The sequence below is a fragment of the Alishewanella sp. HL-SH06 genome, from assembly GCF_052656265.1.
Map to the genome: position 1 here is coordinate 2,511,574 of NZ_CP199752.1, position 22,470 is coordinate 2,534,043.

The 22,470-nt window shown below is 46.5% G+C and carries 23 protein-coding genes; 13 read left to right on the forward strand and 10 right to left on the reverse strand.

Annotated features, from left to right (window positions below; all coding sequences use genetic code 11):
- Positions 1 to 3: 3 nt before the first annotated feature.
- The 6 genes from rsxC (at position 4) to gloA (ending at position 6,143) form a co-directional block, all read left to right on the forward strand.
- Complete coding sequence (gene rsxC / locus ACUJFK_RS11515; RefSeq protein ID WP_445424939.1) at positions 4 to 2,469, forward strand: electron transport complex subunit RsxC; 2,466 nt, start codon at positions 4 to 6, stop codon at positions 2,467 to 2,469.
- Positions 2,466 to 3,533, forward strand: a complete 1,068-nt coding sequence (gene rsxD / locus ACUJFK_RS11520; protein WP_445424940.1) for an electron transport complex subunit RsxD — start codon at positions 2,466 to 2,468, stop codon at positions 3,531 to 3,533. Before rsxC ends, rsxD begins: the two co-directional genes overlap by 4 nt.
- On the forward strand, positions 3,530 to 4,159 hold the full coding sequence (gene rsxG, locus ACUJFK_RS11525; protein WP_306178302.1) for an electron transport complex subunit RsxG: 630 nt from the start codon (positions 3,530 to 3,532) through the stop codon (positions 4,157 to 4,159). Before rsxD ends, rsxG begins: the two co-directional genes overlap by 4 nt.
- Positions 4,156 to 4,851, forward strand: coding sequence for an electron transport complex subunit E (locus ACUJFK_RS11530; RefSeq protein ID WP_306178301.1), 696 nt, complete (start codon positions 4,156 to 4,158; stop codon positions 4,849 to 4,851). The genes rsxG and ACUJFK_RS11530 overlap by 4 nt, the downstream gene beginning before the upstream one ends.
- 13 nt (positions 4,852 to 4,864) lie before the next feature.
- Entirely contained in the window at positions 4,865 to 5,524 is a 660-nt protein-coding gene (gene nth, locus ACUJFK_RS11535) for an endonuclease III (RefSeq protein ID WP_445424941.1), read from the forward strand.
- A 217-nt stretch (positions 5,525 to 5,741) separates the two neighbouring features.
- Positions 5,742 to 6,143 carry a lactoylglutathione lyase gene (gene gloA, locus ACUJFK_RS11540; protein ID WP_229584247.1) on the forward strand — a complete coding sequence of 134 codons (402 nt, stop codon included), beginning with the start codon at positions 5,742 to 5,744 and terminating at the stop codon, positions 6,141 to 6,143.
- A 55-nt stretch (positions 6,144 to 6,198) separates the two neighbouring features.
- Here the strand turns inward: gloA and ACUJFK_RS11545 are convergent, their stop codons facing one another.
- The 6 genes from ACUJFK_RS11545 to ACUJFK_RS11570 form a co-directional block, all read right to left on the reverse strand.
- Positions 6,199 to 7,038 (reverse strand): substrate-binding periplasmic protein, encoded by an 840-nt coding sequence (locus ACUJFK_RS11545; protein WP_306178299.1) that lies wholly within the window; start codon positions 7,036 to 7,038, stop codon positions 6,199 to 6,201.
- A gap of 47 nt (positions 7,039 to 7,085) precedes the next feature.
- Complete coding sequence (locus ACUJFK_RS11550; protein WP_445424942.1) at positions 7,086 to 7,976, reverse strand: aspartoacylase; 891 nt, start codon at positions 7,974 to 7,976, stop codon at positions 7,086 to 7,088.
- 161 nt (positions 7,977 to 8,137) lie between these two features.
- Positions 8,138 to 8,353, reverse strand: a complete 216-nt coding sequence (locus ACUJFK_RS11555; protein WP_306178296.1) for a bacterioferritin-associated ferredoxin — start codon at positions 8,351 to 8,353, stop codon at positions 8,138 to 8,140.
- Between the two features lie 75 nt (positions 8,354 to 8,428).
- Complete coding sequence (locus ACUJFK_RS11560) at positions 8,429 to 9,631, reverse strand: ABC transporter permease (protein WP_306178295.1); 1,203 nt, start codon at positions 9,629 to 9,631, stop codon at positions 8,429 to 8,431.
- Positions 9,631 to 10,431: an ABC transporter ATP-binding protein gene (locus ACUJFK_RS11565; RefSeq protein WP_445424943.1), complete on the reverse strand. Its 801-nt coding sequence runs from the start codon at positions 10,429 to 10,431 to the stop codon at positions 9,631 to 9,633. The genes ACUJFK_RS11560 and ACUJFK_RS11565 overlap by 1 nt, the downstream gene beginning before the upstream one ends.
- Before the next feature lie 9 nt (positions 10,432 to 10,440).
- The gene (locus ACUJFK_RS11570) at positions 10,441 to 11,262 is read right to left on the reverse strand and encodes a DUF3025 domain-containing protein (RefSeq protein WP_445424944.1); all 822 of its coding nucleotides are present in this window, start codon (positions 11,260 to 11,262) and stop codon (positions 10,441 to 10,443) included.
- A gap of 163 nt (positions 11,263 to 11,425) precedes the next feature.
- Here ACUJFK_RS11570 and asnB point away from each other — a divergent pair, with 163 nt between their 5' ends.
- Complete coding sequence (gene asnB, locus ACUJFK_RS11575; RefSeq protein WP_445424945.1) at positions 11,426 to 13,090, forward strand: asparagine synthase B; 1,665 nt, start codon at positions 11,426 to 11,428, stop codon at positions 13,088 to 13,090.
- 269 nt (positions 13,091 to 13,359) lie between these two features.
- Here asnB and tnpA read toward each other — a convergent pair whose 3' ends face one another.
- Positions 13,360 to 13,797, reverse strand: a complete 438-nt coding sequence (tnpA, locus tag ACUJFK_RS11580) for an IS200/IS605 family transposase (RefSeq protein ID WP_445424946.1) — start codon at positions 13,795 to 13,797, stop codon at positions 13,360 to 13,362.
- Positions 13,798 to 13,835: 38 nt separating this feature from the next.
- Here tnpA and ACUJFK_RS11585 point away from each other — a divergent pair, with 38 nt between their 5' ends.
- Positions 13,836 to 15,062, forward strand: a complete 1,227-nt coding sequence (locus ACUJFK_RS11585; RefSeq protein ID WP_445424947.1) for an RNA-guided endonuclease InsQ/TnpB family protein — start codon at positions 13,836 to 13,838, stop codon at positions 15,060 to 15,062.
- 48 nt (positions 15,063 to 15,110) lie between these two features.
- On the opposite strand, the gene secF is transcribed toward ACUJFK_RS11585, so the two are convergent.
- The 3 genes from secF to ACUJFK_RS11600 all read right to left on the reverse strand — a co-directional run bounded on the left by secF (position 15,111) and on the right by ACUJFK_RS11600 (position 18,447).
- The gene (gene secF, locus ACUJFK_RS11590; protein WP_445424948.1) at positions 15,111 to 16,055 is read right to left on the reverse strand and encodes a protein translocase subunit SecF; all 945 of its coding nucleotides are present in this window, start codon (positions 16,053 to 16,055) and stop codon (positions 15,111 to 15,113) included.
- Positions 16,056 to 16,065: 10 nt separating this feature from the next.
- Positions 16,066 to 17,919 (reverse strand): protein translocase subunit SecD, encoded by a 1,854-nt coding sequence (gene secD, locus ACUJFK_RS11595; protein ID WP_306178292.1) that lies wholly within the window; start codon positions 17,917 to 17,919, stop codon positions 16,066 to 16,068.
- 210 nt (positions 17,920 to 18,129) lie between these two features.
- Complete coding sequence (locus ACUJFK_RS11600) at positions 18,130 to 18,447, reverse strand: hypothetical protein (protein WP_306178291.1); 318 nt, start codon at positions 18,445 to 18,447, stop codon at positions 18,130 to 18,132.
- 221 nt (positions 18,448 to 18,668) lie between these two features.
- Here ACUJFK_RS11600 and atcJ point away from each other — a divergent pair, with 221 nt between their 5' ends.
- The 5 genes from atcJ (at position 18,669) to ACUJFK_RS11625 (ending at position 22,130) form a co-directional block, all read left to right on the forward strand.
- Positions 18,669 to 18,953 carry a cold adaptation protein ActJcold adaptation protein ActJ gene (gene atcJ / locus ACUJFK_RS11605; protein ID WP_226750069.1) on the forward strand — a complete coding sequence of 95 codons (285 nt, stop codon included), beginning with the start codon at positions 18,669 to 18,671 and terminating at the stop codon, positions 18,951 to 18,953.
- Between the two features lie 7 nt (positions 18,954 to 18,960).
- Complete coding sequence (atcA, locus tag ACUJFK_RS11610) at positions 18,961 to 19,506, forward strand: cold adaptation protein AtcA (RefSeq protein ID WP_445424949.1); 546 nt, start codon at positions 18,961 to 18,963, stop codon at positions 19,504 to 19,506.
- Positions 19,507 to 19,508: 2 nt separating this feature from the next.
- Positions 19,509 to 20,273 (forward strand): cold adaptation protein AtcB, encoded by a 765-nt coding sequence (gene atcB, locus ACUJFK_RS11615; protein ID WP_226750071.1) that lies wholly within the window; start codon positions 19,509 to 19,511, stop codon positions 20,271 to 20,273.
- An 11-nt stretch (positions 20,274 to 20,284) separates the two neighbouring features.
- Entirely contained in the window at positions 20,285 to 21,181 is an 897-nt protein-coding gene (gene atcC, locus ACUJFK_RS11620; RefSeq protein ID WP_445424950.1) for a cold adaptation protein AtcC, read from the forward strand.
- Positions 21,182 to 21,272: 91 nt separating this feature from the next.
- Positions 21,273 to 22,130, forward strand: a complete 858-nt coding sequence (locus ACUJFK_RS11625; RefSeq protein ID WP_226750073.1) for a PA4780 family RIO1-like protein kinase — start codon at positions 21,273 to 21,275, stop codon at positions 22,128 to 22,130.
- Positions 22,131 to 22,470 lie beyond the last annotated feature (340 nt).

The following is a 22,470-nucleotide window of genomic DNA, read 5'->3' on the forward strand; positions in this document are numbered from 1 at the left end:
ACGGTGCCAAGTTTATTTCAACAAATTCAAGCCGGCGCGCTATGGGACTTTCATGGTGGTGTTCATCCCCCTACGCGTAAAGCGGTAACCAGCGAAAAGCCGATCATTAGCATGTCGCTTCCAGAGCGGCTTTACATTCCACTACGCCAGCATATTGGTGTTGCGGGCCAATTGCTGGTGGGCGTAGGTGAGCGCGTGCTCAAAGGCCAAGCACTCACCGCTGCCGATAACTCCATGACGGTGCCCGTGCATGCGCCGACATCGGGGATGATTATCGCTATTACCGATCACACCAGCCCACATCCATCGGCCTTACCTGAAAGCGTCATCGTCATTGAGCCCGATGGCTTAGATGAGTGGCGTGAGCGGGAGCCACTAAACTTTGCCACAGCGGATACCCATACCCTTTTAGAGCGCATTCAAGACAGCGGTATTGCCGGTATGGGCGGTGCGGGCTTCCCCACCCATATTAAAGCGGGCTTGCACCAACCGGTCGATTATTTAATTATCAACGCCGTTGAATGCGAACCCTATATCACCGCTGATGATGCACTGATGCAAGAAGCGCCAACGACCATCGTCAAAGGCATTGATATTCTGTGCAAGCTGCTCAACCCAAAAGCCGTATTAATTGGTATTGAAGCCGATAAGCCGATTGCGGCAGCCGGTATGCGCGCGGCATGTAGCCAACGCGAACATTACTATGTTCGAGAAGTGCCGGTTAAGTACCCCTCAGGCGGTGAAAAGCAACTGATCCAATTACTGACTAACAAAGAAGTGCCAGCGGGCCGTCGCCCTGCCGACATCGGTATTGTGATGCAGAATATCGGCACCGCCTTTGCTATCGCGCAAGCGGTGTTAGACGATCATCCGTTAATTTCGCGTATTGTTACCGTCACCGGGGAAACCTTGCAGCGGCCACAAAATGTGCAGGCGTTAATCGGCACACCTGTTGCGGCCTTATTAGATTTTTGTGGTTATCAGGCCGAACTGGAACAAAAAGTGATTATGGGCGGGCCGATGATGGGTTTTACCCTGCCCGACCTAGCCGTGCCCGTTGTAAAAACCACTAACTGCATTTTAGCGCCCAGCCATACTGAATTACCCAACGCAGGGCCAGAATTAGATTGCATTCGTTGTAGCGCTTGTGCTGATGCTTGCCCCGCTACGTTATTACCACAACAATTGCTGTGGTATAGCAAAGCCAAAGATCATGACAAACTCAAAGAGTATAATCTGGCCGATTGTATTGAATGCGGTGCCTGCGCTTACGTTTGCCCAAGTGAAATCCCATTAGTGCAGTATTACCGTATTGCCAAAGCCGATATCCGTGAGCAGCAGCGTGAAGCACTAAAAGCCGAACAAGCAAAAGCGCGTTTTGAAGCACGCAATGCCAGGCTGGAGGCAGAAAAACAAGCACGCCTGGCTAAAAATCAACAGCTGGCTGCGGCACGGCAACAGTCTCAACAACAAAATGCCGGCAGCAATACAGTTGCCGCAGCACTTGAGCGCATTAAAGCCAAACAGCAAAACGCTACCGAAACAGCACAGCGTTCGCATGCGGATATCGTGGCTGAACGCGAAGTGAAAAAACAACAAGCGCGTGCGTATCAAGCGCAACAAGCTGCGGCAGCACATACCGATGCCGAGTCTGGTGCGCAAAGTCAGTCAGCAAGCCAAAATCTCGACGCTACAGCAACCGATCCACGCCAAGCCGCAGTCGCAGCGGCTATTGCGCGAGCCAAAGCACGGCAACAACAACATACCACTGAGACTGCACAGAGCAGCGCAAGCGCACCAGCGGTAACTGAAAGCCAAGCCACACAAAACCATGCGGATAAGGCATCAAGCCAAGACGATCCGCGTAAAGCCGCCGTTGCCGCCGCTTTAGCACGCGCTAAAGCACGTAAACAACAGCATGGCGCTGAAGCTGAACAAAACCATGCTTTAGAAAATAATGGGGAGGTAGCCGCTAGCAGCGAGGCTGCTTCAGATAAGCCGCCAAGCCAAGACGATCCGCGTAAAGCCGCGGTTGCCGCCGCTTTAGCACGTGCCAAAGCACGTAAACAGCAGCAGGGCGCTGAAGCTGAACAAAACAGCGCTTTAGAAAACAACGATGAGACAGCCGCTAGCAGCGAGGCTGCATCAGAAAACACGCCAAGCCAAGATGATCCGCGTAAAGCCGCCGTTGCCGCCGCTTTAGCACGTGCCAAAGCACGTAAACAGCAGCTGGGCGCTGAAGCTGAACAAAACAGCGCTTTAGAAAACAACGATGAGACAGCCGCTTGCAGCGAGGCTGCATCAGAAAACACGCCAAGCCAAGATGATCCGCGTAAAGCCGCGGTTGCCGCCGCTTTAGCACGCGCTAAAGCCCGTAAACAACAAGCCGCAGCCGATACGAGGTTTGCCTCTGAGCACGACGAGAATGCCCAGGCTGAATTAGCGAAAACAAAAGGTGACTCTGCATGAGTTTTAAAATTGCCAGTTCGCCGCATCATCACAATCGACGAAGTACGGCCAGCTTAATGCAGTTGGTAGCGATTGCCTGTATTCCAGGGATCGCCGTACAAGCCGTGTTTTTTGGCTATGGTGTGCTCGTGCAATTGGTGCTGGCGATTGCTACCGCCTGGTTGGCAGAGGCAATGATATTAAGCTTGCGCCATAAAGCCATCAGACCGCGCTTAATGGATCACAGTGCTTTAGTGACAGCCGTGTTGCTCGCTGTGGCTATTCCACCTTTTGCGCCTTGGTGGTTAATTGTTATTGGCACCGCTTTTGCCATCATCATGGTCAAACAACTGTATGGCGGTTTAGGGCATAATCTGTTTAATCCGGCCATGGCAGCCTATGTCATGTTATTAATATCCTTCCCGGTACAGATGACACAGTGGCTACCGCCTTTGCCCTTACAATCGGTAACCATCAGCCCATTAGATGCCATTTGTACCATCTTTACCCAATTTAGCTGCGGTGGCTTTAGTTTAAGCCAGATGCAACTTAGCGTGGATGGCATCACCTTAGCCACACCACTGGATACCCTACGTACTGATCTGGCTCAAGGCTTAACCTTAACCGAAAGCTGGCAGAAGCCAGTTTATCTAAGCTTTGCCGGCTCAGGCTGGTTATGGGTCAATTTAGCTTACCTTGCCGGAGGCTTATTTTTACTCCAGCAAAAAGTCATTACTTGGCGCATTCCGGTGGCAGTTCTGGCCAGCTTGTTTGTGTTTACTATGTTGAGTTGGTTAGCATCACCGGATGCTTTTGCTAGCCCACTGTTTCATTTATTTAGCGGTGGTACCATGTTAGCCGCCTTTTTCATCGCCACCGATCCTGTGTCGGCCTCTACCACCGATCGGGGGCGTTTGTGGTACGGGGCGTTAATTGGTCTATTAATTTATTTAATCCGCAGCTTTGGCGGTTATCCTGACGCGATTGCTTTTGCGGTGTTACTGGCGAATATGTGTGTGCCGCTGATCGACTATTATACTCGTCCGCGTACCTATGGCCACAAAGCCAAAGGAGCAACCAAATGATCCGTATGGTCAGTAAAAATGCCTTAGCCCTAGCGTTGGTTGCGATTATTTGTGTGGTCATTTTAGGCAGTTTACATTTATTAACGCAGCCCAAAATTGCCGAGCAGCGTCGCTTAAGCCAACTGGCGATCCTCAGTGAAGTGTTACCTGAAGTACAGCAAACGCGGGCACTGTTGGCCAATTGTACGCTGGTTAATGCACCAGACGAGCTTGGCGGTAAGGCGCAGCGCGTGTATCGTTGGCAAGAAGATGACCAACTTCGTGCCTATGTACTTGATGTCACCGCTCCAGATGGTTACAGCGGTAATATTGAGCTTATTGTTGCCATTAGCCCAATCGGTACCGTGCTAGGTACGCGCGTTTTAAACCATCAGGAAACACCGGGCTTAGGTGATAAAATTGAAACCAGACGCAGTAACTGGATCTACAGTTTCAGTGGCAAAGCCGCCACACCCGCTGAGGCTAAGCACTGGGCTGTTAAAAAAGATGGCGGCGATTTTGATCAATTTACGGGTGCAACCATTACGCCGCGCGCCGTGATTAACGCCGTGTATCGGGCCGCTAACTATGTGCAGCAGCACCCTGAACTGGCCCATGCCGCCACAAATTGTGAGTTAACCCCATGAGCCTATTTAAAGAACTGACGCTACAAGGATTATGGAAAAACAACCCTGGCTTAGTGCAATTATTGGGGCTTTGCCCGTTGCTCGCGGTGACCAACACCGTAATCAATGCGCTAGGTTTAGGCTTGGCAACCTTGTTAGTGTTACTCGGCTCGAATATCGTGGTGTCGTCGATCCGTAGTCACGTGCCTAATGAAATTCGTATCCCGATTTTTGTGATGATTATCGCCACCTTTGTTACTGCCGTGCAATTGCTGATGAATGCGTTTACCTTTGGTTTGTATCAATCCTTAGGCATTTTTATTCCGCTGATTGTCACCAACTGCGCCATTATTGGCCGGGCAGAAGCCTTTGCTTCAAAAAATGCAGTACTGCCCTCAGCGCTAGATGCACTGATGATGGGTTTAGGCTTTTTATTGGTGTTACTGGTGTTAGGCGCCATACGCGAAATCTTAGGCCAAGGCAGTTTATTTGCCGGGGCTGATTTATTGTTAGGCAGTTGGGCTAGCGGCTTGCATTTACAGTTATTTCAAAGCGATAGCCATTTTTTACTGGCTATTCTACCGCCAGGCGCTTTTATTGGTATGGGCTTACTTATCGCATTAAAAAATAGTATCGATCAGCATTACGCCAGTAAAAAAGTTGTCAATAAAGGGGATATTGCTCGGGCCCGCGTGACCGGCAGCCCACAATAACCAGAGCGATAGTATGAATAAACAAAAACGTATTGCCATGCTCACTCGGCTGCGCGAGGCCAATCCGCATCCGAAGACCGAACTTGAATACAGTTCACCCTTTGAGCTCCTTATTGCGGTATTGCTGTCGGCACAGGCGACCGATGTTGGCGTCAATAAAGCCACACGGCAGTTATTTCCGGTCGCACGCACCGCACAAGCCATGCTTGATCTGAATGTTGAGGGCGTAAAGCACTATATTAAAACCATCGGCTTGTTTAATACCAAGGCTGAAAATGTCATTAAAACCTGTCGTATTTTGGTTGAACAGCATGGTGGTGAAGTGCCACAAAACCGCGCGGCCTTAGAAGCACTGCCTGGGGTGGGTCGCAAAACAGCCAATGTGGTGCTTAATACTGGTTTTGGTTTACTAAAAGATAATGAAGGCCAGTACTTTATCGCGGTTGATACGCATATTCAGCGGGTCGCTAATCGCACCGGCTACGCCAAAGGCAACACCGTTGAGGCCACTGAACAGAGCATTATAAAAAACACCCCGCAAAAATCTGAATTTATGTTTGATCTGCATCACTGGTTGATCTTGCATGGTCGCTACACCTGCATCGCCAGAAAACCTCGCTGTGGTTCTTGTATTATTGAAGACCTTTGTGACTTCAAACAAAAAACAGAATAAGCATCTAAAAACCCGTGTTTCGCTATCAACTGAATATTAATGCCGATAACCATTGGCATGTTGTACCCCTGAACTTAACAGACCAATTTTTTCATATTTCAGACTATGTTAACATCAACATAAATTTGTCTTGCATCCTTGCGATGACCGTTTCGATGTTTAGGCAAAGAATGCAGCATTGAGCAAATTGCAAGCAAACACAGCAAAGAGGGTCACTATGCGAATTTTACATACCATGCTACGCGTTGGAAATTTAGAACGGTCAATCGCCTTTTATACCGAGGTGCTGGGCATGAGATTATTACGCCAATCCGAAAACAGTGAATATCGCTATACGCTGGCTTTTGTTGGTTATGGCGATGAGAAAAGTGATGCCGTTTTAGAGCTGACCTACAATTGGGGTGTTGATAGCTATGAGCTAGGTGGCGCTTTTGGTCATATTGCCTTAGAAGTAGAAGATGTTTATGCCGCCTGCGACAAGATCCGCGCTAAAGGCGGTGTGATTAGCCGCGAGCCAGGCCCCGTAAAAGGTGGCACAACAGAAATCGCATTTGTGCGCGATCCTGACAATTACGCTATTGAGTTAATTCAGAAAAAAGCCAGTTACGATACGTTATAAGGTTTAACCTGAAAACTCGACGCTTAGCGGCTGAACGCTAAGTGTCGAGCAAGCATTAGGATGCCGTATTTGGCAACTTACCGGCTAATTGCTCAAGCTTTTCAATCACGCGCGCTGGGTAATTTGATTGATAAAATCGACGTAAGGTGCCATCGCGATACAATTGTTCTAATTGTTGCTGCCACAACGCAATTTCACTGTCAGAAAAATCCAACGAAAACGCCATATACAACGCCACTTCATTGAGTGCAATAAGCGGCACTAAACGCAGCTGTGGCTCTTCATACATGTCGCCACGTCGAAAACCATTCATGGGCGTGACATCAGCGCGGCCTAATCTGAGCATATCTAAACAATCTGTCTGCGTTTTCATTAAGACCAAATTGGTATCTTCAGAAAAGCCTAATGTTGCTAATATCGGTAAATAAGAGGCGCCACGATAACCGCAGGCAACATAGTTTTTACTGATCTGCTCTGCATTCATGCCCTTTAGTTTTGGTGGGCCATATAGCTGCATGTCGAAATACATAATAGGGCCAACCCATTTAAATAATGGCTCGCGCTCGGTATTACGCACGGTTTCGAACAAAATACTGCGCGGTGTATGCTGAGCGCGTTGCATGGCTCGCGCCCAAGGCATTAAATAAAACACCCTTTCTTTGCCAACACGTTCAGCTAAGATATTCATCAGATCGATAGTGGGCCCGATGACGTCACCATGGCTATCAAGTTGCACACCGGGATAGCTTGTTTCAGTTAAAAACACCACTGAACTTTGACATTGTTTGCTTTGACAACCGAGCGCTGAGGCAGGCGCACAGGCCACCCCCAACACTAACCACAAGCCAAGTGCTCGAACACGCCGTAAAGTGCTATGACTAACAGATAAGCTCATACACATCCTATGTTTAAAGGCGAACTCGTTTAGCGCACGCCTTTTTTTTATTCCAATTCTATAATGACTTTTTCATTTAATGACATCGCCAAATTATTATCATAATAAGCCGCTTCATTAATAAAGGTAGGATAGACTACATGTTCACCTTCATAAAGTACTTCAGTACCATCAAACAAGGTGAAGATTGGATCGCCTGGGTTAATCGGTTGATAATCACGATCTTGCACATTTTTATGCACCATACCTATGCGCTCACCCGCTGCATTCATCGGTAACTTAATCGAATGTAAGTAACGAAACGCCTCGGTTTTTTTCGGTAAGGCTGGTAAGTTATCCTGATTGTAAAGCTCAACAAAATCAAGAATGTGCTGCACCATTGTTTGCATTAAGTCTAACACATCTTGGCGTAAAACCGATTGTGGCTGTGGCCCTACTTCGACCAACACGCCATAACGGCCTAAGGTACACATTAAAGCGTGCTCTTCTGCCGCGAAATGATCTTCATCACGCGAAATTATCGCGTCTGGCATGTTCATTTTAACGTAAGCCGCCATTTTATTATAAAAAGGCCCGGCTTGCGTCAAAATCAAACATGCGCCCATATTACTGGTGGTGTTGTGCAAATCGATCAGCAGATCGGTGCGAGCAGCGCCTTTGGGACCCAGCTGGGCGTTTAACACTTTAGCTCGGCTTTGCTCGTAGTCGGTAAGCTCAGGGTTTGCCAGATCCACGTTTTTAAATTGTCGATTTAAATCGCTGTGCAAATAGCGCTTATTGGCAGCATAAGCCGCAGGATTAGCCCAGACCGTTTCAGTAGTAAAACTGGTACGGCGGCAGCGCTCAGGCTCAGCTTGATATTGTTTGACCAAGTAGATCCCTGAAAACTCATTACCATGTACACCACCGACGATGGCAACCTGCTTAATCTTATCCATTAACTGCTCCAAAGCGTTCGACTTACCTTCACAAAACCACGTTTACTATACTGCAACGCCTTTACAGGCTTCTGTATGAGCAACATTGAGCTATTATGCTGGGCTTTGCGACTGAATGAAAATAGAAATGTGGCGATAAGCGGAATTAATTGGGTACGAACTTAAGCAGCCGGTTTCGCTAACGTGTCGATAATATCGGCACTCGGTTGTTGCTTCACCAGTTCATTATGCAGCAACTGTGCTGCCTGACACAGACATTTACCACACTGAGAGCCTACCCCCAGCTGATTTTTGAGTGCGCGCATTGAATCGGCACCTTCAGCGATAGCCTGCTTAATGGCTTTGTCAGATACCGCTTTGCAAACACAAATGAACATGGCGTGATCTCCGTTCTGGACACCACGCCATATTAATACTATTGCGAATCGTTATCAATAGCTTTTAGTTGTCATTTAACGAAACAGTACTTTTTCTTGTTGGAACCAGTGCACACAAAAGGCAATTAATACCGCAGCTAATAGCACTGTCGCACCAAAAATCAGCGCAATCATACTGGTTTCAGCCGTACCTTTAATCAACTCTTTAATGGCTAACGCGACATTCATTACCGGAATAAAAGCGGTTTTCGCATTTAATTCAACACCCGGCATCATGGCTGCAGCAAGAGGCACAAACATCAAAATACTGAGCGGACTCATATAGTTTTGCGCTTCTTTAAAGGTTTTGGCATAAATCGAGATCGCCAATAATAAAGAGGCAAAGATGGCCGACGTCGGTACGATCATCATAAAAATTAACAACAGCTCTGGTACAGAAATCGCTCCCATCGCCTCTTTAACCACTGAAAAACCGGCAAAAGAGCCTATCACCGCGCCCCATATACCGAAGCTGGCCACCGTGATCAGCGCCCCCGCTAAGCCGGTAGTTAGCACGGTAGCAAATTTGCCCAACACAATGGCAGTTCGGCTAATCGGACAAATTAACAAAGTTTCCAGCGTACCCCGCTCTTTCTCCCCCGCACCCATGTCAATTGCCGGATAAGACGCGCCGAGCAAGCACAACGGGATCAAAATATAAGCAACTAAAGCCCCAAATTTTTCACCCAGGTTTTCACGTTTCGCTGCCGTATCCAGTTTTTCAACCGACACGGGTTTTAAAATTGCCGTCAGTTTTTCGGGATCAACGCCCAAGGCACTTAATGATTGACGCTGTAATGTACCAGTATAATTTTCAAGCATTTCATTAAAGTAACGAGACATAAAATCTAACTGGCTGGCTTGGTTATAAATTAGCTGCCATTGGCTTTGTTCAACCGCTTGTTGTTTTGCTTGAAAATCAGCAGGGATCACCACGGCAACGTCAAAATCACCGGCACGAATAGCCGCGATCAACGCTTCAGGCTCGGTCAATGAGGTTGTCACCTGCTTAAAGTTTTTATGATAAAACAACGCTTGGGTAAACTCAGGAGCTTGCTGCTCGTTAATAATGACGTAGCGATGTTGCTCTTGCATAGCTTTATTGGTGGTTGAAGATAACACCAAGCCCATAATGCCGAAGATCACCGGGAAAATAAAAATTGGCAGTAGGATCACGAAAATTAATGTTTTTTTATCCCGCATTAATTCCGTAAGTTCTTTAAGATAAACTTGCCACATTAGACGGCTCCTTGTGCTGCAGGTTGTTGCTGTAAGACAGATAAAAAGGCTTGACGTAAATCGCCCGTGGCACTTAAGGCACTAAATTGTGCCAATGCACCCGAAAAGCTGCTGATCCCTTTATCAATGACCACCACACGATCACACAAACTCGCCACTTCATCTAAGTGGTGAGTAGAGAAAATCACTGGGATCCCTATCGTTTTTAACGACTGAATAAAATCTAATACCGTTTGCACGGTCATGATGTCTAAACCTGTGGTCGGCTCATCGAAAATCACCACTTTGGGAGAATGAACTACCGCCCGCGCTATCGCCGTTTTTTGTTTCATACCGGTAGACATATTATCGGCTCGCCGATTGGCAAAATCGTGCATGTTCAGCAAGGTAAACAGTTCATCAATGCGTTTTTTAATGGCCGCATCAGACATACCATGTAATTTGGCAAAATAAGCAATATTTTCATAGGCGGTTAATTTGCCATATAAGCCAGTATCCGCTGATAAAAAACCAATTAACTTACGGGCTTTTACGGGTTCTTTTAAGACATCCACACCGTTAATCAACACCGCACCCGCATCAGGTTTTAAGGCCGTTGACAGCATCCGTAACGTCGTAGTTTTACCCGCGCCATTCGGACCAAGCAAGCCTAACACTTCACCTTGACCACAGGTAAAACTGACATCACGTACCGAATGAAAGACTTTATTACTGTAGCGAACATCCTGTTTCTCTGTATCAGATAACTTATTGCCTTTACTTAACGTAAAGCCCTTGGCAAGTTGTTTTATTTCTATCATCTAACAGTCCTATTGTTGAGTCTTGCGTGGACGAAAATACTCCGTATTGGCATAAAAATCCTCTGCATTATTATCTGCATACCAACCGGGTAAACCTAATAACGGCAAAGGTGTAAGCTGGTCATTATTAAGCAGTTGCTCAGTGTTAGCAATTTGTTGAGAGAGTTTTTCATCGAGAAAAGTGTAACGATCTGTTAAAGCCCATTGACTAAAACCGGTAGGCACATCAATAAACCAGGTTTTCGCGGTTAAGCCGATAAAGGGTTGAGTGGCCATTTCATAAATAGCATGGCCGAAGATCACTGGCACAATAGCGTGTTGCCAATCATGGCGCTGCTGCCAAAAACTGCGCCGCCAAGCATGCTGTTGTAACCACTGACGATGAGCCTGAGCGCTCGGCTCCAGCGCAATCAGCACACCACATTCATCCAGCAAGGTTAATTTGTTGCGAATTTTACTACGCTGCTGTTGTCCATGTAAGGCCATTTCGCTGATGTGAAGCTGGTTGATCTGACGTTTGGTTTTAGGAAACAACCCCCAAATTAAACCGCCAAACAGATCATGCCAATTTTCAGCACGGGTCGGAATGTGCGACGTCGCAAAAATAAAAGCTTCGTAGTAACGTCCGTCAGCTTGCAACAGCGCATCGTCCACCAAGCGATAATCGCTTTGGCCCAACCAATGATTAAGTTGGACTAAGGTTGGCCAGTTGCTAAGTTCGGTCAGTGGAAACAACTGACACAACTCGCTGAAGATCGGGTTAGCGCTTAAATACTGCGCCGACCAGTTGGCGGGGGCGTTAAAGCGGTTTTTTGCTGATTTTTTATTCATAAGCTTTCACATTTGACGAGAGTGGTTATTTTTTGGACTATTAAAGGAAATAAACCAAAAAGCACTTGCAATTTAACGCTAGCATGGCACATTCAATGGGTACGTATATACGTACATACTGCCAAAACTTATTGTGTTATTAATTTGATTATCAGAGGTTATCATGTGTTCGATATTTGGGGTGCTTGACATCAAGACAGATGTTAAAGCATTGCGCCAGCAAGCGCTGCAGTTATCTAAGTTATTACGTCATCGTGGTCCTGACTGGTCAGGCATTTGGAACGATGATAATGCTATTCTGGTGCATGAGCGCCTAGCGATTGTAGATACTGAAAATGGTGCCCAACCTCTCATTAATACCGAGCGAAATCACATTCTGGCAGTGAATGGTGAGATCTACAATCATAAAACACTCGAAAAAACCTTGAGTACGCCCTATCCGTTTAAAACAAAATCGGATTGTGAAGTGATCTTACCGTTGTATTTAGAGCATGGAGCTGAATTTATTGATCAGCTGCACGGCATGTTTGCCTTTATTTTGTATGATGCCGAACAGCAACGCTATTTAATTGCGCGTGATCATATGGGCATTATTCCGTTGTATTACGGCTATGACGAACATGGTCAGCTATTTGTCGCCTCAGAGTTAAAAGCGCTGGTACCGGTTTGTAAGCAAATAAAAGAATTCCCGCCAGGCCATTATTTTGATAGCAAAATTGGTGAACTGCGTCAGTACTATCAACGCGATTGGCAAAGTTTCGATGCGGTTAAAGACAACCCTGCCAATGAAACTGAGCTACGCGAAGCACTTGAGCACAGCGTAAAAACTCACCTGATGTCAGACGTACCTTATGGGGTATTGTTATCCGGCGGTTTAGACTCGTCCTTAATTTCAGCTATTGCTCAGCAATTTGCCAAGCGCCGTGTCGAAGATGATGATCAATCAGAAGCTTGGTGGCCCCGTTTGCACTCTTTTGCCGTCGGTTTACCCGGGTCGCCTGATCTGATTGCCGCCCAAAAAGTAGCAGATGCCATTGGTACTGTGCATCACACGGTGCACTTTAGCGTGCAAGAGGCATTAGACTCACTGCGTGATGTGGTTTATCACTTAGAAACCTATGATGTAACCACGATCCGTGCTTCCACACCGATGTATTTGATGGCTCGTAAAATTAAAGCCATGGGCATTAAAATGGTGTTATCTGGCGAAGGCTCGGATGAACTGTTTGGTGGTTATTTGTATTTCCATAAAGCGCCGAATGCCAAAGAGTTCCATGAAGAAACACTGCGTAAATTAGACCGTTTACATTTGTTTGATTGTAATCGTGCTAACAAAGCCATGTCAGCTTGGGGTATTGAAGCGCGTGTGCCGTTCCTAGATAAAGAATTTATGGATGTGGCTATGCGCTTAAACCCTCAAGCGAAGATGTGCGGTGGTGGCAAAATGGAAAAACACATTTTACGCCATGCATTTGAGGGTTTACTGCCTAATGAAATTTTATGGCGGCAAAAAGAGCAATTCTCGGACGGTGTCGGTTACAACTGGATTGACAGCTTAAAAGCGCATGCCGCGAAAGAAGTGTCTGATCAGCAGATGGCCACCGCCAGCTTCCGCTTTCCGGTCAACACGCCAGATAGCAAAGAAGCCTATTACTACCGGGTGATCTTTGAAGAGCATTTCCCACATGCAGGTGCCATCTCATGTGTGCCAGGCGGTAAGTCTGTCGCTTGTTCCACACCAGAAGCCTTAGCTTGGGATGCCAAAATGGCTGAAATGACCGATCCTTCGGGCCGGGCGGTTCGAGATGTTCACGCACAAGGTTATTAAGCCATCGCGTTTTTTAGCTATAAACGTTGCCTGAAAAAGCCCAACCGCTAAACAGCACACTTTTATCGTTGTGGCACCGAGACTCGGTTGAAAAGGACTCAGGTCCTTTTCATTGCGGGCGGCTCTCCCCCTAAATAGCCTGCTGATACCCCTTTGTTGCTTTAAAGAGCACCGCTCATATCCGATGATCGGTGCTCTTTTCTGCTACCTTCAGCTTAGCTGAACGTCAAATGATTAACGACCTACCCCTAAGCACTTTTATCGAACGTTTAGCGAGAAAACCCAGTGATCTTTATTCGCTGGGATGAATCGCTATCCTTGTTCCTGAATGTATTTTCTGATTGTTTCTGCGCTGGCGTTACCGACAGAGCAAGCAAAATATCCGTCTGACCAAAACGTTCTCTGATTTCAAAACTGTCTTTTAGGTTTGGTGCGTATCTCCATATCTTGTTGTTAGTCATTTGCTTAATGTTTCGCACATGCTGGGAGACGCTGAATTTTGGAGAAATTGTCATCAGAAAATGAACATGGTCTTTGTCGATTTCAATCTCTTTAACTTCAAAGTCTGATTTTGTCGATAATTCGACAATTGAGGTTTTAACGAATTGACCTAGCTGTCCGGCCAGTAATTGCTTTCTGTATTTCACGACCAGTATTAAATGCAATGCTATTAGGTATTTGCAGTGAGATTTAGTTTCATATTCCATCTTGACAATGCCCCCTTATACAGTAGTCTATACAGTATATGGGAAAGGTGCTCAGATACAATTATAGGCTCAATCCAACGCCAGAGCAGGTAGCTAAGCTGATAGAGTTTGGCTCGTATGCACGTGGGATATGGAACCTGTTGTTGTCTGAAAACGAACGGCGTTATCAGTACGACAAAACGTTTCTCTCTTATAACGATATGGCCACTTTGCTCAAAGAAATAAAGGTTTTCGAAGAGTTTGCCTGGGTTAAGTCGTTTGATTCCGCCGCCGCACAGCAAGTGGCTCGTGATTTGGAAACGGCATTAAAGAATGCCGTTTCCAAAGAACGGCTCCAGCGATTTCCGAAGCATAAAGCCTCATATAAAAAGAAAAAACTTCACGATGATAGTTTTCGGGCGGTAAATAATTCTAACTGTATTCGCGTTGAAAAAGGCACGATAAGTATTCCCAAAATAGGCAAAGTGCCTATCGTACTTCACCGAAAACTGGCCAGTGGAATTAAAACGGTAACGTTTCAATATCGCCACGGGAAGTGGGAGTGCAGCATCGTTCAGGAAGTAAAATGCAAAACTGCCAGACAGGTGCTTCAGTCAATAACCGGCTTTGATATTAATTCGAAACTAAGCGTTGTGGGTTCGAACGGTTTTGAAGCGCCTAATCCAAAATTCTTAAAACAATCCAAACAGAAATTGACCCATCTACAACGCCAGCTTGCAAGACGTAAAAAGGGTTCAAATCGCTGGCGCATAACAAAAGAACGCATCAATAAATTACACGGAAAAATCTCAAGGCAAAGGCTCGACTTTGCACATAAAACATCACATCAGATAGCCAATGAGAGTGATATTTTAGTGTTTGAGAATTTGAATGTAAAAGGGATGCAAAAATTTAATGGCAGTATGGTCGCTGACAACGTAATGGGGCTTATCACTCAGCTGGTAAAATATAAAGCTGAGCTTGAAGGTAAGCTTTACCATGAAATTGGCCGGTTCGTTAAGTCCACCGGTATTTGTACTGACTGCGGTCAGCATCATGCACTGACATTAAATAAAAGAAACTTCACCTGCTCAACTTGCGCAACCTATCAGAGCCGAGACCTTTCGGCGGCAATAAGCATAGCCAGGACAGGTGAAATAGATTTGATTGCGGCTGGAATAGTCGCAAGGGTAACCCCCACATCTCAGCAGAAATCGGCTATTAAAACGAAAGTCTTCGTCTTATCGAAGTTGGGTGATGGAGCTGAGAAAAAAGAAGCGGCTTAGTGTAAAGCTAAACCGTAGAAGCCCAGTGATCTTTAGTCGCTGGGTAGTTCACAGCGGCAAATCATTCGAGGCGCCTTCTTTCTCAATCATGGGTACCAGCAAATCTTCCCGCGTTAAACCCAACACTAAGGCGATGGCACTGGCCACATAAACTGACGAATAGGTGCCGACCAGAATGCCGAACAACAACGCCGTTGCAAAACCATGGATCAGCGCACCCCCCATATAAAACAGTACCAGTAACACCAATAGCGTAGTTAACGAGGTAATAACCGTACGGTTTAAGGTGGTGGTAATAGCATGGTTAATGGTTTCTTCCGCGCTACTATCACGCAGTTTGCGAAAGCTCTCGCGAATGCGGTCAAATACCACAATCGTATCGTTGATTGAATATCCAATCAGCGCCAACACTGCCGCTAAAACGGTCAAATCGAACTCTAACTGCAATAAAGAAAATAAACCCAGCGTTAAAATCACATCGTGCCCTAAAGCCAAAACGGCTCCAAGTGACAAGCGCCATTCAAAGCGAAGGGTAACATAGAGTAAAATACCTAATAAGGAGACTAGCAACGCTAAGCCCCCATCTTGCTTTAAACCCGCGCCAACACTTGGCCCCACAAACTCAATGCGCTGCAAACTGATCAGAGGATCAATCTGCTGTGTTAACGCGCCTAATACCGTGCTGCCCAGCTGTGTTTGTGCAAGCCCTTGCTGCAACGGAATACGGATTAACACATCCTGACTACTGCCAAACAATTGCACAACAGCATCCGCATAACCGGCACCGGCTAAAACCTCGCGCACTTGCACCAAATTAGCGGCTTGCTGAAATGCCACTTCAATCACTGTACCGCCAGTAAAATCTAAACCCCAATTTAAACCACGCGTGGCTAATAGCATCAACGAGCTAAGCACCAACAGCACTGACACACTCACGGCCAGCCATTTATAGCGCATAAAATTAGCCGGTTGCGTAAAGTTAAATACTTGCATCAAATACCCCTTAAATAGACAGTGACTGCACACGGCGGCCACCCCAAATCATGTTAACAAGCAGGCGAGTACACAGCACCGCGGTAAAAATCGAGGTTAAGATCCCCAGTGCCAGCGTAATAGCAAAACCTTTCACCGGGCCGGTGCCAATACCAAACAGAATTAATGCCACTAACAAGGTGGTAATATTGGAATCGGCAATGGTGGCAAAGGCGCGATCGTAGCCTTCATGAATAGCCTGTTGAACAGAGCGCCCTGCGCTGAGCTCTTCTCTGATCCGCTCAAAGATCAACACATTGGCATCCACTGCCATGCCAACGGTTAACACTATGCCAGCCATGCCGGGCAAACTTAGGGTGGCGCCAGGAATCATCGACAATAGCCCCACCAGCAACACCACATTGGCGAGCAAAGCAACATTCGCGACCAAACCAAAGCCTTTGTAATACACCAGCATAAACAGCAACACGGCCAGCATGCCAAAAGAGATGGCTTGCATACCAAGCTTAATATTTTCTTGGCCTAAACTAGGACCGATGCTGCGTTCTTCTAAGATTTGGATCGGTGCGATTAAGGCGCCCGCACGTAATAACGACGCCAGCTGTTGAGCTTCAGCAGACGAGCTTAAACCGGTAATTTGAAAACTATGGCCAAGGCGCATACGAATGGTCGCATCGTTTATCACCTCTTGCTGTTTAATCAGCACGGCACTGCCATCTTCAGCACGCTCGGCACTGGCTTTGTATTCAACAAACACTGACGCCATGCGCCGCCCGGTGGCGTTTTTCGTTCCCGCAGAGAGCAACTCACCGCCCTGAGCATCTAACATGATACTGACTTGCGGCATACCATATTCATCATAGCCAGAGCTGGCATCGGTGATCCGATCCCCGGTCAGCATAATGCGTTTTTCAAGTAAAATGGGCTGCCCGTCACGGGTTTGGAATAGCTCAGCATCGGCGGGTACGCGACCGGCGAGCGCAGCGGCTATATCAGCTTGGGTGTTCACCAGGCGAAACTCTAAAGAAGCCGTCGCCCCTAAAATCTCTTTGGCTTGCGCGGTATCTTGCACACCGGGTAATTGCACAATAATCCGATCGGCACCTTGGCGCTGCACAATCGGCTCGGCAACACCAATTTCGTTTACCCGATTACGCAAAATCGTTATATTTTGTTCCAGCGCCTCTTCACGCAGCGCTTTTAATTGCAGCTCAGACAGTTGCAACAGCAAGGTAACACCATCATCGGCACGACTAAGCAACCACTGTCGATCTCGTTTTGACAGCAGTGATTCTAACGAGGCTAAATCAGTAGCGCTTCGCAGCGCAATCTGCAGTTGGGCATGAGTTGGATCGGCTTGCACGCTGCGATAACGGATATCGGCTTGCCGCATTTCCACACGCAGCCGCTGCTGCAAATCATTCATGTGTTTTTGCTGTGCCGCTTGCATATCCACCGCTAACAAAAAATGCACGCCACCGCGTAAGTCTAAACCCAACTTCATTGGCGTCGCACCAATCCGGGCTAACCACGAGGGCGTGGCAGGCGCTAAACTCAAGGCCGTAACATAATTATGATCAAGTGTTTTGTTGAACAAGGCTTGCGCTTGTAACTGCGTTTCGGTATCGGCAAAACGTAACAGTAATTGACCGTCTTGTAATTGCAGGGCTTTAACGGGGATGTTCGCTTGTTGCAGCGTTTGGCTTAACTGCGCCTGAGTGTGTTCACTGATTTGCGCGCCACGGGTTGCACTGATACTCAGTGCAGGATCGGCTGGATACAGATTAGGCAGTGCGTAAACCAGAGCCAACAGCAGCAAACTGATCACCATGCATACCTGCCAAGTTGAATTCTTGTTTAGCATAGCTGCTCCTTGCTAACAGGCGCATCAACATGCCGACACACTTGAAGTAACAGCGGGGTAAATAATATAAAAAGCACAGGCAATAACGCTTTGCCAGGCATAAGCGCAATATCAATAAAAACCATATTTTCCTCTCACACCAAAGCGCTTCTTGGCTTTGATTAAGCTATCTTAAACAGTGCGACGAACCACAATGGGTCGCGCCATCATTTAAATGCTGAGGAACAAAGGGGGGGCGCGTGCTTGCGCAGATGAAAATAAGCGGTTGACCAACACCGCTAAGCGCTGCGTCATCGCAACAGGGGTACTAAGATGCCCTAGCCCAAGGTTGCGACTAAGCAGGGCAACATCAGGCTGTTCGGGTTCTTCATCCGCTTCGTTAGCTAAAAACTGCGGCAGTGCCACCGGCACCGCTTGCAACTGGCTATCCATCTGCGGCAATACTCTAACGTCATACACCGCAGACGAATGCGGTGTGCAAAGTACCGTTAGATACAACAAAATGATTAAACCGCTAAACCAGCGCATAACACCTCGATGGAGAAAAAAGCCTGCTACGCCGCTTAAAAACGCAGTGAAAACGTAACATAGGCCTGCATATGATGCGGCTAAATAGCGCATTACTCAAGTGGCCGAACTTAATAAAGTGGAATTGCATAATGCGCTGCCAACCCTGCATCAGATCTGCTATGATTTGCGGCTATAATTTACTGTTTAACCCCTAGTCGCCGTCTGTACAGGATAACAACATGATTAATCACTTTCGGGTACTGGGCGTAAAGTCTAATGCCAGTGATGACGAGATTAAAAAAGCGTATCGCCGCTTAGCAAATAAGTTTCACCCCGATAAACTACACGGTTTATCAGAAGAAGAATTGCAGCAAGCCGCCAATCAATTACAACGGGTCAAAACAGCCTATGAAGTGCTGGGCGATCCGAAGTTACGTAGCGCCTTCTTAAAAGATTTTAATAACGTTATTGTTACCGATCCTGCAGCCGCAATGCGTGAGCTGTGGGACGAATATTACGCCTGAGGCCATCATGAGCAGCAAATTAAACTTGGCACGGATCCGCGCCTTACAAACCGACGCCGGTGAAAATATAGATTCGTATAGCGACCCGGAAAATCCGAAAGCGCTTGAGCAATTTACCAGCAAAATGAAAGCCGTATTACTAGCTGATCCTGAAATGCTTGAGTCGGTACCAGAGTATTTACCGATGGCGCTTTATGGCCGAGTTAAGTTCCCCCCTGCCGCGGCAGCAAAATGGCAGCAATGGTTAAGCGCCGCTAAAAAGCCCAGTTGGGAAGAGTTTAAAGTGTCTGTTGCCTTTAATAATGCCGATTTGCCCTTGGTAAAAGCCATTCGTGATTATTCTGAAACGATGTTAATTGAAGCCTGTGCCGCACTGTATTTACTAACGCAAAATGTGACCATGCCCAAAAACCACGCGGCTGAGGACAGCGATGATGAACAAGAAGACGCACCCTATGGTTTTGGTGGTGATGACGAACACGATGACGACGATAGCGATGAAGAAGGCTACGACGATCAATATGATGAAATCCGCTTTAACCGGGAGGGCTGAGAGTGAGTACCGATTTAATTGCTATTGCTGCAGCAGAAATAAAAGAATTAGCGCTAGTCGAACCAAAACAAGCCAGTAAGCGTTTTGAGATTATTGCCAACACCATGAGCGATCAACAACTGGTTGATGTGATTGAGCAAATTGATATTGTTACGCTAACACAAATGAACAGCCAGCATGACTTATCGTTCCCATCGATTATTTCTGAGCTGATGACGCCAGAAAAAATCCGCGATATTGTGTGTCAGCAACCCTTGTATTGGGAAGAAAAAATCAAAAACAATGCGGAAGATCTGAAACAGCATACCTTTGATTTTTTAACTTACCTGATCCGCACCCAAGATAACGAAGATAAACAAGCTGAGATCTTAGAGTGTATTGCTGAAGATCCCGCCGGCTTGTTCTATTTATCGATCCCTTTTATTGAAATTTATCGCGGTGAAATTCTAGAGTATGAAAACTACTGGGAAGATAAGCTGTATGAAGATGAAGAACATTTAGAAGAGGCCGAAAGTTTCACTGAACGCCAGCTTGCCGAAGATGCCCACAACATTGGCTATGATGATCCGAAGAGCTTATTGGCACTGATCCGCCAATTAACCCCTAAGGTAGAAACAGCCATTAAAGCGCTGATCCGCAATGAAAAATCTGGCTGGGAAGGTATTATCAATAAATTTGCTACCGAGTTGGTGATGCAAGCTAAAGAGAAAAACCAAGCTGAAGACGAATTTAGCGAAGTCGACGATATGTTTAGCTTTTTGGATTAGGGATAATTTTCATGCAGTTAGTGGTGCGAGATAGCCAGCAAGGCCCCTTTTTAACGCAGGTGATTCGATACGCGCAAGCGGCAGAACAATTAAATGCCACTGAATTAGCGCAAATTAAAAGCAAAGCCGTGTTGATGAGCCTAAAGTTTGCTGACAAGTTCTATAACAAATACAAGATGCACCTGTTAGAACAAGCCGCTTACGATGTCATCGGCATTGTCAGTCTGGGCCTGATGGCGTTAAGCGATAAAGATCAAGTACGGGCTCTCCAGCTCTTATTAGCGCCTGAAGGTTTAGTTAAACCGTTTCAAAAAGGCTGGCATATGCTCAGCACTGTGCATCGTAAAACCTCAGGCAAGAGTTCCTTATATGGCGAAGTTGATGAACAATTGCTGTCACAAGTATCTTGTCCGCCCGATTCAGAAGAGTGGCTAGGTTGGCAAGCCTATCAACAAGCCTTGACCGAGCATCATCGTTTTCAGGCTATGCAGCTATTACGACAACAGTTTTATCAACGGCAACAATTTGATGAATTCGAGCATTTTAGCTTGGAAGAAGTGTTGGCTGAGATTGTGCTCTATCGTGCTTTAACGGGTGGTGGTCAAGTAAAGCAGGATTTAAAACGTCGGCTACGCGAAATTGACTTTGCCGAGCATTGGTTTAATGATGCTTACCTTATGTTACAAACCGAAGCGGTATTAGCTGAATTGCCCGCTGAAAACGCCAGTGCGATCCGCCAGGATCTGGGCCAGCATTTTCATCCTGCCTTACAGCGTACCTTGTTGTTTTGCCGTGAATATCAAAAACAGCAACGGTTAGACGCATCGCCAGAAAAACTCGATGCCTTTGAACATAAACACGGTTTAACCAGCCCACTGCTAGGTTGGCCACATTATTTAGATTTGTAACCTCCCGTTGGCAATATGCTGCTGCAACCGCAGCCTGTTGCCATGGATCGGCTTAACGTTTGGCACTTTGCCAATTTACTATAGGGGTGTTATGAAAACACCAAAACGCATCCAACCTTTAATTGATGAAGGTATTATCGATGAAGTATTACGGCCATTGATGAGCGGTAAAGAAGCCTCTGTCTATGTCGTTCGTTGCGGTAACGCCATTCGATGTGCCAAAGTGTATAAGGATGCTAGCCAACGCAGTTTTAAAAAAGCAGTACAGTATCAAGAGGGCCGCAAAGTGCGCAGCTCGCGCCGCGCTCGCGCCATGGAGAAAGGCTCAAGCTTTGGCCGTGAGCAACAAGAAGAAAGCTGGCAACATGCTGAAGTAGATGCCTTATATAAGTTAGCCGATGCTGGAGTACGCGTACCTGAGCCTTACGGTTGTTATGATGGTATCTTGCTGATGGAATTAATTTTAGACGAAGATGGCGATGTCGCGCCGCGTTTAAATGATATCACGTTAGAACCCGAGCAAGCCAAACGCGATCACAAAACCATGATGCAACATATTTTGCGCATGTTAGCCGCAGGTTTAGTGCATGGCGATCTCTCTGAATTTAATGTACTGCAAGATCCTACTGGCCCGGTCATTATTGACTTACCTCAAGCAGTGGATGCGGCAGCCAATAACAACGCTCAGTGGATGTTAAGCCGAGACGTGAATAATATTACCCAATATTATGGGCAATTTGCACCTGAGCTATTAAACACAAAATATGCTAAAGAAATCTGGGCCTTGTTTGAAGCCGGTAACCTGAATCCTGACACTGAACTGACCGGTGAATTTGCCGAAGATGAACAGTTAGCCGATATCGATGCAGTGCTCGATGAAATTAACGCCGCTTATAATGAAATGCAAGAACGTAAAGCGCGCAATGCGGCGGCAGAGCAAGACGATTAGCCACAAAATCAGTATTGCTTTATCACCTCTTTCATAACGGACAGCGCATGTCCGTTTTTTTCACCTTGTTCGGGTCAGCAAAAATTCGCCCATCCACATCACGGCCTTGAGTTGTTGTCATGCTTTAGCTGCCAGCTTTCTTGCTGAAATAACACCTAACACATCACACACCACAAGATGCCCTCGTGTCAGCCGCAACGCAGCAGCAAAACCAGACTAAACTTAACACTAAAACCGCATTAATTTCTGTCAACCTCGACCTTTGACTAATAACAATTTTCTAGCGGCTGTTTTATTCTGCTACCTCAACATCTAATTGCTTATAAAAAACTGTGATTTT